This window comes from Nostoc sp. (genome assembly GCF_036918015.1).
GTDB lineage: Bacteria > Cyanobacteriota > Cyanobacteriia > Cyanobacteriales > Nostocaceae > Nostoc.
Window position 1 is genome coordinate 17,015 of record NZ_JBALEO010000016.1, and the last position, 14,531, is coordinate 31,545.

Below are 14,531 nucleotides of genomic sequence, written 5' to 3' on the forward strand. Positions count from 1 at the left end.
AAATTCCTCCTAAAAACGGTCTATATCAGCTTCGATGCTGGTAATTTCTGCTTGGCTTAAAAACACTTCTTCTTTACGAGTGGCGTAAGCGGGGAAGGGGAAGTTAACTAAAATTGGGGCGGGGACTTCTGGCTGATGCACGAACATTGTGCCGGATTTCAGAAATAAAGCTCGTTTGCGGCAAGAACCGGTTAGAAAGTTGTATTCAGGACGTTCTGCTTCGGCTGAATCTAATCTACCCACAACCCGGATAGCCGCTTGTCCAACCACACGCCGTTCAACTTCTGAAGCGGTTTGCTGTGCGCCAATTAAGATAATTCCTAGAGATCGCCCCCGTTCTGCAATGTCTACCAATAAATCTTTAATGGGGCTACGTCCATCACGGGGCGCGTATTTGTTCAACTCATCCAAAACGATAAAAACAACAGGTTCCCTACCCTGTTTTTCTTTTTGAAAAAATAGCTTTTGTAATAAAACACCCACAACAAATTTTTGAGCGCGGGCGCTGAGTTTGTGGATATCAGTTACAGTCAGTTGAGCATCTGAAGCTAGGGGATTGAGTTGGTATTTAGCAACTTCATCCGGTGATAAATCCCCACGAATTAAATGGTTAACTTCACTACTGATACCATATAAACGCCGAATCATTGCTTCCGCCGTAGCTGGGACATTTCGCCCTAACCAACGCCTGTTTTCTTCTCTATCTTCATCGTTGAGAAGTTTGTCTTCTAAGAAGTCAATTAAATCTCTAAATGTTTTAATTTGTGTTTTGCCTTCTTCCCCAAACATTTCGACTTGTAAATAAGCTTGGGTTTTGCGGCGACTCTGGCGATCGCTCTGGTCATTTTCTTCTGCTAGCCGTGCTAATCGTTCTTCTACGGTTGTTACTAAGTAGGATAAATTACCCCGGTCTAAATCTTCACCAGTAAACAAAAAGCGAAACAGGCGATCGCGGCACAATTCCCGAATACTCCACAAATAAACTGATATCCCTTCCGAACGCTGTTCTAAATCAGAGTCAACAGTCCGAGAATCCCTTTTTGGTGTAGCCCGAAAACTTGCACTTTTAAAAGGTTATACTGGCAATTTCATCAGTTCATATTTATTTTTATCCTTTTGTTTTTCAGAATTGCCATAGCTTTGATTGAGTTTGTCTAAAAAGAATAAATCCTCACCTTTAACATTGAAAATTAGTGCTTTTGTATTAGCTTTATAAGAACCTAAAACTGGAGAATTAAAAATAGAATGTAGTAAAAATAAAGCATAGGATGTTTTAGTCGCAACTCCTGAAACACCAGAGATATTTACATGAGCGCCTTTCTCGCCATTAATAAATGAGTAGTTAAAATAAGCTGCATTGCCGTTATTCATAATGCCAGCCGGAATTGGGGTATCCATGCTGTCAAAATACAAAGCTGATGCCAAATCCTTACCTACTGCAAGGTGAACTGGATCGCCTGGTTGTGGGGGTAAATACTCTTCTGGCTCAATTCTTGTGACTTGAACGTGAGCAGTGTAAGAAATATTTATTGGTAAAATACCTTCTTTAGCAACTAAAAAAGTATCAGTATCAAATTGCGCTCCTTCGTATTGAGTGCGGACATAATCCACCACACCGTAAAAACGTACAATTCCGCCACCATCTGGACGTTGAGTTTGTACCTCTACAACATCATCTAGCCGTAACACTTTTTTGGCGTCCACTGCTATCCAAAATTCTAAAGGAGTAGCTTCTTTAGTACCAAGTACAAAACCAATTGGTTCGGAAGATGTCATTCATTACCTCCAAAAGATGCCAGAAAGCATTGTAGCCGTCGCTTAATTAGTATTGCATCACCCATTCTTCTGCCTAATTCCCGTTCCAAAGCACTAACAGGTGCAAGGTTTTGTGGTGCGCGGGGATCTCGTGATGGATGAGAAGCATAATAAGGAATTAAATAGCAAGTTTGATTAGCTATTTCTTTAGCTTTTTCTAAGGGTATTTCGCTGGATAATTCCAATCGCACAATGCCATGTAAACCGTGATAGCCAAGTAGTTCTGAGTTAATTTGAGAAGTACCAGATTTTAAATACCATGAATAACGGGGGCGATTTTTTTCGGCAATTAAGAAAATAGGCGATCGCTCTCCCGGTGCTAATTCCCATAAAAATGCAGCATATTTTTCAGTTAAGTAATTTTTGTGCATTGTTTTCACATAGCCCAAAATAAAATCAGGCGAATTATAAGACAATCGCCCATCCCGAATCACCAAAGTATCCCCATCTTTTGCTATCTGTTTGGTTACTAGCTGTTCTTCTGCGGCTAGCATGGCATTTTGGACAATTAAGCCTCGAACATTAGGAGTATTATCTTGGCTGGGTTTAACTGGTTCGTAGACTAATTCTGCTTTGCTTCCTAAAGGACAAGGGATGCGAGTTAAAACAGCTTCTTGTTCGCCACCAAAACCCAAAACTCGGCGAATAGTGATTTGAGAGCAGCTAGCTTGGGGTACAGAACGATCTATTACCACAGCACCCACAGAGATTGTACCGAAAATACCGTATGTTATTGTGTTGCCATCGCCACCGACAAGTGCAGCGTCTAGCCGACGACGCCCGTCGATAAAAATGAGGTGATTAGGTAGCGATCGCGCCTCTTGAGACTCAAAACTATCCCAATTATCAGTTTCTACTATCGGGTTAACATCACTTTCAGACAGTGAAAGCTCTTCGCTGATTTGAATTGGCGGCTCGTAGTCATTCCCCCACGGCTCCAAACGAAAGTTATGCGATCGCCAGAAGCTACTTACACAGTTCTCCTCAGGCATTACTTTGTGTTTTGATTAGTAAATTCTATGTTTTTAATATTACTCACAATCTCCGAATAATTGTCACTTTTATGGATTATTCAGTCTAGGTAACATTTGTTGATGCCTATCCAGATAGAAATGAACCCACAGCATTGCAGAAAGAGCAAAGAAATCTTAGCTGATAAGCTAAAATACATTTAATTTGCATATTTCGATTTAGAATACTCCAAGTAAAAAAATGCCCAATTGTCATTGCGAGTGAAGCGAAGCAATCCCAGTCTTTGCGATTGCTTCGCTTCGCTTGCAATGACGGGTTTTGGATCATTTATTTTTTGGAACACTCTTAATCAAAATATTGTGGGGTGGGCATCTTGCCCGCCCTAATTATGCAACTTAAATACCGATTAGCTTAGTGCCTTATCAACTAAAATTTGCCTTGTCAAGTTTAAAACACACTTATCTAATTATTTCAAAACGTAGGATTTAATTTCTTGCTCTATTTGGTCACTAATAATTTCAGTTCCCATACCGATTTTATCGAGACTAACCCTCACAAAATTTGTTTTATCTTCTTGTGTAAATTTTTTATTATTATCCGAGTCTTTAAGAATTTTTAGAAAAATTGCATTTTGACTAGGAACAACAACCCAACTGATGATTCGAGTATTATTTGGGGTAATTTGCTGGAGATTCTTACCTGATAAATCAGAAAGATAGCCAATAGTAGCATCTTCGCTATTAAGTTTTTTATCTATATTTGTGTCTTGGTCAATGATTTTATATAACCAAACTCTTGTAGTTGGCTTATCTGCCGCTTTTACCTCCAATAAATCGAAGGAGGTGATAATGGCTTTTTTATTTAATAAAAGATGAGCTTCACTACCTTGCTTTTGATAAAAGATGATATTATACAACTGATTATTTCTTCCATTTTCATAAGAACGTGAAAGGTTTAAATCAACTCCTTTATCTTCATTTTGCTCTGGAAGACTAACAGGAATCATCAGATAATCTGATTGCCCTTTAATAATTAAATCGCCATAGATAAGATTTTGTTGTGGCTTCGGTTTCTCAGTTGCTTTTGCCTGTTCTGCATTTCTACTAACAGAAGACTTACAGGAAAAAGAAAGGGCAGCTACAATCATAGCTGTAGTAATCTTATTTAAAAAGCGATAATTTCTCATAAAATTCTCCTAGCAGGATATGTTGCTGTCCTATTTTATTCCCTGCTGGAAAATAAAATAAGTATAGCAAACGAGTTCTCAGGCAAGCTTTTAAGAATTAATAACTAAATTTTGAGTAGCATTTGAGTAGAAGCTAAAAGTCGGGGCACTCCGACTCCACTACCTGGGGATGACAGTAATAGCGCAACACAGTTTCTACCGTGTCCCCAATCCACTTGGCGACCTTATCAGGGGAATTACCTTTAGTAATTGCCCAAGTAGCAAAGGTGTGGCGTGTAGCATAAAGTTTTAGGTAGAAAGGTAAGCGACCCCTTTCTACCAATTCTGTAACCACTCCTGGATACCGATACTCTCGCCCATCCACTTTATATCTTTGCCCTTTCCAGGGCTTTTGAAGTACTCCAGATGATAACGGATTTCCCTTATCATCTGTAAAAATTAAGGTGTTGAAATCGTATTGAAATGGTCTTATCTCAATCAGTAATTTTTGAAGTTTAGACCCCGGAGTTGTTGGAAATACCCTTTTTACACCATTTTTTGTACTTTTTAATATTCGATGTAAATTTCGTGATTTATTAATATTGATTTTGCAACAATCATTTGAGATGTCTCCCCAAGTAACAGCAAAAGCCTCACCCGGACGGCATCCTGTCCAAAATAAAAATTTGATTAATGATGAATAATGAGAATATTCAGAGTGATTTTCAAATGCTTCAATAATTAAATCTCTTTCTTTTAGGGTAAATGCTCTATGGTCTTCAGCAATAGATTTTTTCTTCGGTTTTTTCAATTTTAGTTGCAGGAAAGGATTATCGGGTATCAGTTTAGAAGTGACAGCCCACTCACAACACTGGTTGTAATGGTTGACCAGTAGCCAAGCCATTTTTTGTGTGGTGGTCTTTAACAACCAATCTCTAATCTTCACCGCCTCATTGAGGAAATACGTAGGAAGTCGCTTTGTGTAACCAAGTACAGCACGATATCTGTTGAGTATGGTTGTTTGCTCAATTTGGGTTTCTTGGTAGTCGGTGAACTTGTTCCAGAGTTCGAGGAGGTCATATTCGTATTTTGGCTTCGGAGCGATCGGCGCCACTGCCACCGCCGGATTTTTCCCCGCTGCTCTAAAGCGATAGCTTTCCAGTGTCGGATCAAACCGCTCCAGGGCGATATCGTTGGCGATCGCATCTCGCCGCGATCGCACTATCTCCCGGTTGCGTTTTGTGTCCTTGAGTCCGGTAGAGAGACAAAATTGCTTGGAAAATCCGCGAACACGGAAGCGAATTAGCAACTTCTTTGTTCGCGGATCGGTAGTAATCCACTGGTCATCAAGCATCAGTTTTTAAAGACTATTCAAGTGAGCCTGTTACAAAAGTTGGTTTTATCCAGTTCCATCGCCTGTGAACCCTTCCCCTACCTACAGCAACCCGCCGCCAATGTCCGCGTCTCCAGTGGGGAGTGGGGGAGGCATGGGACGTATTCTCTCTGATATGCCTAGTTGGGGTTTTTTCCTGATCGCGTAACCATCTAGGATAGAGACATTTCTCTTTGGGTTCCTTGAGGGGATGGAAGCCAGTGCTATTAATGGTTTCTTTGAAGGTTACATCGTCGTTTCCTGAACTTTCAAAGGTTAAAAACATTAAGCACTGCATGGTTAGCGATCGCAGTTGCCGGACAAAGCTATCGTCTTTCGTCCCTACCTTAGCCGATCCATAAGATATTGGCTGTTGATGAATAATGCCATCATCTTCATTAACCCCCCATCCACTAAACCAGAGCGTAGCTTTGGTGTCTATGCAGCCGAAATGAAAACAGATATCTTGCTCATGCTTTAGAAAATGTGGGCTTATTCCATATTTTTCACCTTCAGACCACTCAGGATGACGAATATCTGAGCAATGAATGTTTAAGAAATCGACATACCCACCCTCTGGAGACATAACAGTTTTACTTGGTAGTAAAAGCATCATTGAGTGAAGAGGGATTTGAGAGATTAAATCTCTAAATATTAGGTTTTCATCCCCAACATCTGTTTGTTGAAATTGTTGGAGTAGCTGGCTATCTAAGCAATATATTGGTGCATCCTGAACAACCCACAAAGCTATGCGGTGGGCTGTAAATCTTTGAGCTAGATCAAGACTATGATGATTGAATACTGGTGCATTCATGCTAATTAGCGCTGCTAATTCTCGCCATTGTATATAGCTTTTAGGAATCTTGTAATTTTTCCTGGCAAGAATTTTGTATAGTCCATTGCTGTCTGTCTTTATAAATGCTTTAATTTGAGAGTCTCTGCTGTCAGCAATAACAGTAATGTTTTTCATGCTTTTTCCTCTGTCCGATCGCGCTTGGTTGGCGCGATCAGTTAGTTCTTAGAAACCTTCGGGTATGCCAGCTTGTTCGGTCATAGGCGGAAACAACTGATTACGAACGAACAGTTTTAAATTTTCAGCAACATCTTCAGGGAGGTCTTCTTCCTCTAGAGTTGCCATAACTTCCATTGTTTCGCTTTGAAAATTACCCAGGTTCTTAACTCTCTTGTAAGTTATTGTTTCAATTTTCATTGCTACATCTCTTCGTCATAATCATCTTCATCTTCAGAATCATAGTCATCTTCCTCGTCATTAACATCATGAATGACCTCAGACTCTACTGTTACTGCTGTTAATAAATTACGGAACTGGGGCATTGATGGGGCTGTTGGGTTTAATCCCTGTGCCTTTAAAAATTCTGCTGTAGCATCCCATTCTTTACGTAAAAGCTCTAATTTCTTCTCCAAATGATTGCATTCATCTCTAAGGATGCGTCTATCTTGGTAAAAGTCATAAGCTTTTTTACCAACGATATTTATAGCCTTTTGTCTCAGTATGGGAACTACCTGCTCTGGGGTTTCATCTTCATCTAAAATGACAGAAAAACCTATTCTTTCCTGATTAGAAGAATCTGTTTGCAGCAGGAAATGAGCGTGAAATGTTTTAATTTGCATAGTGTGATTTTAGTTGGGACTGTAAATTAGCTGTTAATCAGATTGGGGCAAAATATCGCGTTGTCCAACATACTATCCTCCAATTTTTCTAACTCTTCAATCGCTTGGGTTATTCCTACAAATGCACGATTAGCACGGGCTTGATCTTTGTCATTGTCATAAGTACAAGATAAAATCCTTTGCCGAATTTTATACAGTTCCCCAATGTCTTTTTGGGGTTGCATATATCTTGCTTGCTATTTTTGACTACTTAAAACTGACCTGCTGCTCCTCAAACAAAACAGTGAAACCACCGTCCGGGGATAAACGTTTTAATGTCTGACCATGACTTTCTGCATCTCCTCTGAGGCGATAGCGGGCTAATTCCTGGCTTTGACCGCCGGCGGTCATCAAAACTACCCAAGGTCTATATTCGTTATCTGGTTTCATTTTGATACCTCACACCGCTAATCAAACATTCGAGTAGTCCTTCTCTGTCTGAAATCGCTAGTTGTCCTTTAATTGCCAGCATTAGGCTGAACAAGTCGCCACTGTGTAGCTGCTCAGTAGAAGCCAGACAAGATAAGTCAGCACTAATCAGTGTAATTAGACACAATTTATCGGCTCTATTCAAGCCTTGAAGTTGTGCGCCGTAAGTCTCCTGCATCTCTGCCAGCAAGCCACTGTCACCGGGAGTATATCCGGTGTAGTATCCAACGGGATGTGTCACAATTAAGTCTCCTCTTGTAAATAACTTAGTCAGTGCTTGTTGTCCGCCAGGCGCTGTTTGTTTTTAGTAATTGGTTAGCGATCGCAGCACAATCAACTAGGTTGTTGATAAGGGAGTCTCTCTCTGACCATAGATAGACTTGCACCATGAAGAAGTGTCCAAAGCTTTTGGGCTTGTTCGCCGGAGACAGAAAGTGGGTTCTTATCGCCGACGGTAAAAACCAAAAGGTCTTCGCCCTGCCACATAGCGAAAGAGATAAAACTTAGGCGGACAATGCATTGAAAACCTGATGTTGATTCTAGATGAATGAGATCGTGGGTCATAAGGTACTACAAAAACATCATTACTAGTAGAAGTGAACTGCTGCACTGCATGAAGTGCATCGAGGAGACTGAGGTCAGTGTTATACAGCCCAGTTCTCACCATGTCTGCATAGACTGGCGATTGCAAAACGCGCTGTAAGGTAGACTCCAGTAGTTGCAAGTCTTGGGTGATATCAGCGTATTTGTTCATTTTTAGGTTTAAGGAACCGTCAGCAGATACGACATCTGCTGACGTGAGTAGATTAAATTAAACGTGCTAAAATGATTAGTTTTTCGTCTAAGGTTGCCTCCAGCTAAAGGGTAAGCAGGTTTATCCCTCGTCGTCTTGGTTGTCTTCTGGCTCTTCGTCGCTGATTACGATCGCTAGTTCGTTGCTTCTTTGCTCAAAAGCAACAATGAAAAATTCCACATCAGATCCATCTTGGATAGTTACCTCTGTGTTATCAGGGTATTTTTGGAGTTTTGCAACCAGCTGTTGCACTGTTTTTGTCATGTTGTTTACCTGTTGGGTTAGTTGGTCGCTGACTGATTGAAATAAATCACCGCGCGGCAATCTCGTTGTCCGCACTCTGTTCTTGGTGATGGTAGGGTGTTTCCGCTCCGAAGTGCGGGTGCTTGCTCCGTGGTTATTGGTGTGTCCTGCGATTGGTGAGGCAGGAGGGAGCATGAGAAGTATATAGTCTTCTATTCTTGTGTAAGAATAAGAGCATGATAACATCTTGTGTAAGATATGCAATAATCTTGTGTAAGAAATTAGGATAAAATGTTGTGTAAGAAATATGATGCTTTCACCAAATGACCAAGAAGAAACATGGCTGGTACGACGAGGGGAAAGTCAGAGTCAACATATCTCTGACTCAAACTTCAATAGAGAGCTTGGATCGCCAGGCTACTCGTTTGGGCATGAGCCGATCGGAGTTGATAGAGACTATGGCTCGTCAAGAACAGTCTTTACAGCCAGAAGAAAAGGCACTCCTGGGAAAATCGTTCGTCGGCTGATCAGCGAATATCGTGATCAGGTAGCGACAAAAAAACAGGAAATTCAACAGCTTGAGTCCAATATCCAGGAATTTGAATCTTTACTAGAAGAACTGGAACAATCAGAGGAATCTGAATAAAACCGTCCTGCCTGTGCTGGCAAGACGGTTTTATTTTGTGCGATCGCTTTGGTACTGAATAAATTAGATATCTAGGTCTGACCGCAGATCGTCTAGTGGCGATTGTTGTTCAAGGGACACTGTAGAAGGATTTTGCTGAGGGACTTCTGGTTCCTCTGGGACGAAATCTAGTCTTAACCGAAGTCTTCCTTTCTGCCAGCCTCCGCCCTTAACTAGCAAAACTTTACAGGTAATACCATCCACAGTCTCATTCCTCTGAGAGGTGCTTTCCCCAAACGCCAAATCCTTCAGAGACTCTATTAACTCTCCACACGTAGATGTTGCGTTCCCGGTGAAACTAATCTCTTTGTCCATAGATACAACATCATCGTCGTTCAAGATGATTTCATTATTCATTTCGACTTTCTCTTTCACTAACAACAAAGCAGGGACAAGCTGCAACTTATCCCTGCCTTTCCTATAATTCCCGGACTAGATATTAATGCGATCGTTTTGGCAACCCGTGCTATGTAGTGAATTGAACTTATGCCTACCGAGGAAGTGCGATCGCAACGCTTTTAATTGTATTTTGAGGCAAATTATGGACATTCACGGAAATCATCCCTATAGCGAAATTCATGGAGATTTAATTCCAGAAGAGTACTTTTTAAGTGGGATTAATGACTCTTGGAATATTCCACCAAAAGATGATAGAGAGATGCAACAAATCATCAATAGCATGGGGGTACTAAATGCCACTGATGAATTACATTTGCTGTCTTCTTTGATTAGGCGACTTGCTTACACTTTCAGGGGATTACCCTCAGCTAAATGCTGCAAGGGTTTAGATTTTGACATATTGTGTGAGCAATATATTACACGCCTAACAGTTAACCAAAGAATAGAAATAATCAAAGAATTAGCTAATAAAATTGAAATCCAAAAATTTTTGGAGGGTACTTCAATAACAACTCACCTGAACCAGACAAGTAAAAGGCGATCGCCCATTCCCCATTCCCCAACACCCAACTAACAACCAATGAGTGAAGACCTGTTAATTGACCTTTGTGAACCTTACTTGCTAGACCTAATCGGATTTCTGGCGGAATGCATGAGACGAAATGACGAAAATGTTCTTGAGGTAGCAGCAGATGCTGGGTATGACATCCCCGATCGAGTCATCGTCAGGATAGATGAACTTGATTACTACCAAAAAGCTGAAGCTTTAGCGATCGCTGCCAACCACGTAAAGGCGATCGCCCAACGCGATCGAGAAATTTGAGCAGCGCCCAATGAAACAAACCCAGAAATACTGTAGAGCCTGCCAGCTACTAACCTTCCCACACAAAACACAGGAGGAAATATACAGGGAATTAAACCGGCTTGGCTGGTACTGGAATTCTCAGAAAAAAGAGTGGCTGCGAGACAACACTCCAGCCAACCAAGCAACCCAGCTAATCAGAGTTCGAGTGTGGGCCGCCACGGACAAAGTAGAACAAGCCGCCGAATTGTTCTTAGAGAATGCCGAAGCGAACGGCTTGCGATTGATTGAAAAATCCCCACCTTACATCAATCGCCCCCCCCAACCAAAACGACAGCAGAGTGTACCTTGTTTTTGAAGACATTAGCGATAACTCCTAACCAATGACTAACAACCAAACACCAAGCACTTACGCAACATTGAAAGACAACACCCCATTCAATCAGTTCTTTCCAGACAATCAAGTACCTATTGTTTCCCTTATCCCCACAATCCCAGCACTAGGCGCACCGGAATGTTATGTAATAGACCCTAAACACCTAACCAAGGAACAAATAACCGGTCTAGCTAAACTGGTCTATCAAAAATGGAAACCTGAATGCACTTCTTTAGAAATGGCTATTCAATCTGTTGAGTCAGGATTTCCCTTAAACTGCGAATATTTCTCTGGAGTAACTACAGAAGATTTGGCAGAGTTTATGAAACTAGTTGATTAGAGGTAAATATGAACAGAGAAGAAGAAATTAAGGCTGCGATCGTAGTATTGCCAGATGAAATTTTGTTTGCCTCCCCAGAGGAGAGCAAAGCAAGTCAAGCCGCTGCATTTCACTCACATCAGTTAACTGAATTCGTGCAAACAGTCGATCCAGAACTGACTCGTGCCGAAGCTATATCATTAACCGCCGTCATTATTAAGGATGCCCTTGGGCATTTCAAAGAAGATCCAGAACTGGTAACACAACTCAAACAAATAGCTGAACAGTTGAGAGGTCTACGTAAATCATAGATAGCCAACTGCTGTTATTTGGCTTGATACTAGCAGGCAAAAAAAAGGTGTAACAAGCACCTTTCACATTAGTAATTTATAAAAGAAAAAAAAGATGATTTACACCCCGTCTATTGACAACAATTCTATCACAATTATCTCTGAATCTCACGATAAACGCCACTATGAAGAATGGGTAAACAGTGGTGTTAACGACTTGATAATATCTTTGAACTTCCGAACAATTAATGATGCTTTTGAAGTCGATAGACTGCTTAATAGAAACAGCAATTCTCGGTGGAAACACTCTAACCATTTAGTACCTTGCTGGACTGCAATTGGTATAGATCCTCTTACGGAAGAGCCTACGTTGCTTGGTGTTCAAGTTAAGCCAGATATACCCAGCATAAACAAACAAGGGAAAGCTGAAAAATATATTGGTGCTACTGACTACGATTCCTACCCTCTGTTTTTAAGTACGGGTATTAATAACTTTTGGCAAGCAGTCATTGCCGATAAGTCTAAACCAATAATCCTGACAGAAGGAGCAAAAAAAGCGGGTTGCGGACTATCTAATGAATACATAACAATTTCGATTCCGGGTGTTTCCACTTGTAGAAAGAACGGCAGATTGCACGATTCACTCAAACTGTTTACAGGGTTTGGTAGAACTTTTTACCTGTGCTTCGATAACGACATTATGCACAAGAAACCTGTTCAAAACGCCCTGCTAGGAATGGCTAGAGAACTAAGTGCATCTGGATCTAAGGTAATGATCATTGAACTACCTCCAGGTGAATTAAAAGGTATGGATGACTTTATCAGCAATAACGGGAAGGAAGAGTTTGACAAGTTAATCGATAACGCCTTGACCATTGAGGAATGGCGTAAAAAACTTGATGAGCTATGGATTCAGCAGCAACTAGAAGAAGGAGAAGAAACTAAGTGTAAGCTCAAGCGCCAGTTTGATATCGTCCGCCAGGGCTGGGGTGAAGGTTTGCGGATCAATCAGATGGTAAATCAAATTGAACTAGCTGGAGATCAACTTGATTTAGACCAGATTCGTTTACGGATGGCTCTAGAATTTGGTGAAGCAGTGCCTATTGGCGATGCTCAGGCAATAGTCCAAATGCTGGCCGGACAGAATGCTTACCACCCAGTTAACGACTATTTGGAAACAGTCGCGGCTAGATATCCTGACATCGATGTGAGTATTTTGGACAACTTAGCGACTCGCTACTTTGGCACAGACAACGAACTTTACAACATATATATGAAGAAAACCTTACTTGCAGCAGTTGCCCGAATTAAGCAACCTGGATGTAGGGTTGAATCCGTGCCTATCCTTGTCAATCCGCGTCAGGGAATAGGTAAGAGTACTTTCTGGCGCAATCTCTTTGGTGAAGAGTGGTTCAGCGATGATATGGGTGACGCCAACGAGAAAGACGAACGGATGAAGCTGCATCAGTTCTGGTGTCTGGAGTGGTCAGAGTTTGAGAACGTCTACAAGAAAAAGGACGTTAGTGCTTTGAAGAAATTTATCACCACCAAAACCGACAGCTATCGCACGCCCTACTCTCGCACCGTGAAGGCATATCCGCGCCGATCGATCTTAGTAGGGACTACCAACGAACAGGAAATACTTGCCGACCCCACAGGCAGTAGACGATTTTGGGTGATTCCCGTTAAAGGCATGATTCCCGTCGAGCAAGTAGCCGCCGAAAGAGATTTACTCTGGGCCGCAGCCTACGACCTTTACAAGTCTGGGGAAAAGTGGAATTTGACATCGGCACAAGAGGAAATTGTAGAAGAACTCAACAAACAGTTTCAAGTGGTTGACCCCTGGCTGGAGAAGATTCAGGAGTATGTTGAGTACAAAAACTCTGTAACACGTTCTGAGTTATTCAATCTTCTAGAAATAGAGATATCAAGGCAACACTCTGGAGATTCCAAAAGAATTGGCGCAGTTATGAACAGATTAGGCTGGGAAACGGAACGGGTGAGATCATCTGGTGCTTGGGTGAGAATGTGGACGAGAAAAAACCAGGAAGACGAAGTAGCGCATAGCACGGAACTAATAAATACATCCTGCGTATTAAGTATGAAAAAAAATCAGAAAGTTGAAAAAGGCACTGGATCTACGGGATCAGCTTCTGTTCAAGTTCTAGAAAGCACAAATTTAATTAATACCACTTACGAAAGTATTAGCAATGATAAACAACCTCATATCCGGGTAATACACAATACGTATCAACAAAATGATTTAATCTACGGGATCAGCCCTACAGATATTGCACCAGAGGAATTACAACCGATAAAATTACAGCCTGATCCCGTAGATCCAGTAACTTTTCCAACTTTTCAAAATAATCAAAATGGGGGGTCTGACCCCTCAGAATCGCAGGAGGATTGCAAACAAAATCTCAGTACAATCCAGAAGCAGAAAATAGATTATCAATTTTGGCTAATTGACCCGACAATCCTTAGCTTTCCAATACTGAGTCAGTTCGGAGACATCATCTGTACTGCGGAACCAACTGCTACCATCCTTAATAGGGCGAGAATGAAAGCAGGGTATCTTTGCCAAGTGACTTGGCACTGGCCCAATGGGACAAAAGCGGCTGTCGGAGATGTCCCAATTGAAGCTGTAACAGGGAAGAAAGATTTTGAGGAACTAGCGCAGCGCATTGCTAAGGAATGGATCAAAAAACAGCCCGCCGCCACATTGCCGTCCTGCGATAAACTTCCCCAGGGCTGGATGCACCCTAAAGCGATCGCCCAAGTTGCGATCGGTCAAAAAGTCTATATCCAAAATTTAAAAACAAAAGATTGGGAGGTTGGAGAAACTGAGGAGTACTCTGAACGTGGGGCTTTCCTAGAAGTGAGATGTGGCAAACACTTGAAAAAAGTATTCAGCGTTGACCACATAGGCGTTAGTAATGACTGTCCATAGGGCTTACTTTCCTCACCAATTGGTCAAGGTGTAGTGAAAATCGAAAGTGCGATCGCTCGTGAGAGAATTGCCCGCTGGCAGAGTGAGGCGATCGCTAAAAGTCAATTCGAGTCAGGTGAAGTGACAAAAACGGAATGTTGATTTTTCAATCAACAAGTGACAAAAAGGGAATTATGACTACCCAAGCAGAATTAAAAATCTCGGATCAAGTACTTGAGATAAAAATAGTTCTTTCCCTGGAAGAATT

21 protein-coding genes are annotated in these 14,531 nt (G+C 41.4%); 7 read left to right on the plus strand and 14 right to left on the minus strand.

Annotation, left to right across the window (positions count from 1 at the left end; genetic code table 11):
• Positions 1-9: 9 nt before the first annotated feature.
• The 13 genes from V7K61_RS04330 to V7K61_RS04390 form a co-directional block, all read right to left on the minus strand.
• Entirely contained in the window at positions 10-978 is a 969-nt protein-coding gene (locus V7K61_RS04330; RefSeq protein WP_335051247.1) for an ATP-binding protein, read from the minus strand.
• Positions 979-1,074: 96 nt separating this feature from the next.
• Positions 1,075-1,776, minus strand: coding sequence for a hypothetical protein (locus tag V7K61_RS04335; protein WP_335051249.1), 702 nt, complete (start codon positions 1,774-1,776; stop codon positions 1,075-1,077).
• Positions 1,773-2,807 (minus strand): DNA double-strand break repair nuclease NurA, encoded by a 1,035-nt coding sequence (locus V7K61_RS04340; RefSeq protein ID WP_335051251.1) that lies wholly within the window; start codon positions 2,805-2,807, stop codon positions 1,773-1,775. The genes V7K61_RS04335 and V7K61_RS04340 overlap by 4 nt, the downstream gene beginning before the upstream one ends.
• Before the next feature lie 446 nt (positions 2,808-3,253).
• Positions 3,254-3,973 (minus strand): hypothetical protein, encoded by a 720-nt coding sequence (locus tag V7K61_RS04345; protein WP_335051253.1) that lies wholly within the window; start codon positions 3,971-3,973, stop codon positions 3,254-3,256.
• 133 nt (positions 3,974-4,106) lie between these two features.
• Complete coding sequence (locus tag V7K61_RS04350) at positions 4,107-5,306, minus strand: tyrosine-type recombinase/integrase (protein ID WP_335051255.1); 1,200 nt, start codon at positions 5,304-5,306, stop codon at positions 4,107-4,109.
• A gap of 13 nt (positions 5,307-5,319) precedes the next feature.
• The gene (locus V7K61_RS04355) at positions 5,320-6,294 is read right to left on the minus strand and encodes a hypothetical protein (protein WP_335051257.1); all 975 of its coding nucleotides are present in this window, start codon (positions 6,292-6,294) and stop codon (positions 5,320-5,322) included.
• Between the two features lie 48 nt (positions 6,295-6,342).
• Positions 6,343-6,534 (minus strand): hypothetical protein, encoded by a 192-nt coding sequence (locus tag V7K61_RS04360; protein WP_335051259.1) that lies wholly within the window; start codon positions 6,532-6,534, stop codon positions 6,343-6,345.
• A gap of 2 nt (positions 6,535-6,536) precedes the next feature.
• Positions 6,537-6,956: a hypothetical protein gene (locus V7K61_RS04365; protein WP_335051262.1), complete on the minus strand. Its 420-nt coding sequence runs from the start codon at positions 6,954-6,956 to the stop codon at positions 6,537-6,539.
• Between the two features lie 26 nt (positions 6,957-6,982).
• A complete protein-coding gene (locus V7K61_RS04370; RefSeq protein ID WP_335051264.1) occupies positions 6,983-7,180 on the minus strand; it encodes a hypothetical protein in 198 nt (65 codons plus the stop codon).
• A gap of 22 nt (positions 7,181-7,202) precedes the next feature.
• Complete coding sequence (locus V7K61_RS04375) at positions 7,203-7,385, minus strand: hypothetical protein (protein ID WP_335051266.1); 183 nt, start codon at positions 7,383-7,385, stop codon at positions 7,203-7,205.
• Positions 7,372-7,665, minus strand: coding sequence for a hypothetical protein (locus V7K61_RS04380; RefSeq protein ID WP_335051268.1), 294 nt, complete (start codon positions 7,663-7,665; stop codon positions 7,372-7,374). Before V7K61_RS04380 ends, V7K61_RS04375 begins: the two co-directional genes overlap by 14 nt.
• Positions 7,666-7,866: 201 nt before the next feature.
• Positions 7,867-8,178 (minus strand): hypothetical protein, encoded by a 312-nt coding sequence (locus tag V7K61_RS04385; RefSeq protein WP_335051270.1) that lies wholly within the window; start codon positions 8,176-8,178, stop codon positions 7,867-7,869.
• A 120-nt stretch (positions 8,179-8,298) separates the two neighbouring features.
• A complete protein-coding gene (locus V7K61_RS04390) occupies positions 8,299-8,655 on the minus strand; it encodes a hypothetical protein (RefSeq protein ID WP_335051272.1) in 357 nt (118 codons plus the stop codon).
• Between the two features lie 112 nt (positions 8,656-8,767).
• Between V7K61_RS04390 and V7K61_RS04395 the strand changes: the two genes are divergently transcribed.
• On the plus strand, positions 8,768-9,106 hold the full coding sequence (locus tag V7K61_RS04395; protein ID WP_335051274.1) for a hypothetical protein: 339 nt from the start codon (positions 8,768-8,770) through the stop codon (positions 9,104-9,106).
• A 63-nt stretch (positions 9,107-9,169) separates the two neighbouring features.
• Here V7K61_RS04395 and V7K61_RS04400 read toward each other — a convergent pair whose 3' ends face one another.
• Complete coding sequence (locus V7K61_RS04400; RefSeq protein WP_335051276.1) at positions 9,170-9,502, minus strand: KGK domain-containing protein; 333 nt, start codon at positions 9,500-9,502, stop codon at positions 9,170-9,172.
• A gap of 85 nt (positions 9,503-9,587) precedes the next feature.
• Here V7K61_RS04400 and V7K61_RS04405 point away from each other — a divergent pair, with 85 nt between their 5' ends.
• The 6 genes from V7K61_RS04405 (at position 9,588) to V7K61_RS04430 (ending at position 14,284) form a co-directional block, all read left to right on the plus strand.
• Complete coding sequence (locus V7K61_RS04405) at positions 9,588-10,118, plus strand: hypothetical protein (protein WP_335051278.1); 531 nt, start codon at positions 9,588-9,590, stop codon at positions 10,116-10,118.
• A gap of 6 nt (positions 10,119-10,124) precedes the next feature.
• Positions 10,125-10,367, plus strand: a complete 243-nt coding sequence (locus V7K61_RS04410) for a hypothetical protein (RefSeq protein ID WP_335051280.1) — start codon at positions 10,125-10,127, stop codon at positions 10,365-10,367.
• Positions 10,368-10,377: 10 nt separating this feature from the next.
• Positions 10,378-10,704, plus strand: a complete 327-nt coding sequence (locus tag V7K61_RS04415; protein WP_335051282.1) for a hypothetical protein — start codon at positions 10,378-10,380, stop codon at positions 10,702-10,704.
• A gap of 25 nt (positions 10,705-10,729) precedes the next feature.
• Complete coding sequence (locus V7K61_RS04420; protein WP_335051284.1) at positions 10,730-11,062, plus strand: hypothetical protein; 333 nt, start codon at positions 10,730-10,732, stop codon at positions 11,060-11,062.
• An 8-nt stretch (positions 11,063-11,070) separates the two neighbouring features.
• Positions 11,071-11,352, plus strand: coding sequence for a hypothetical protein (locus tag V7K61_RS04425; protein ID WP_335051286.1), 282 nt, complete (start codon positions 11,071-11,073; stop codon positions 11,350-11,352).
• Positions 11,353-11,446: 94 nt separating this feature from the next.
• Positions 11,447-14,284, plus strand: a complete 2,838-nt coding sequence (locus V7K61_RS04430) for a VapE domain-containing protein (RefSeq protein WP_335051288.1) — start codon at positions 11,447-11,449, stop codon at positions 14,282-14,284.
• The last annotated feature ends 247 nt before the right edge of the window (positions 14,285-14,531 follow it).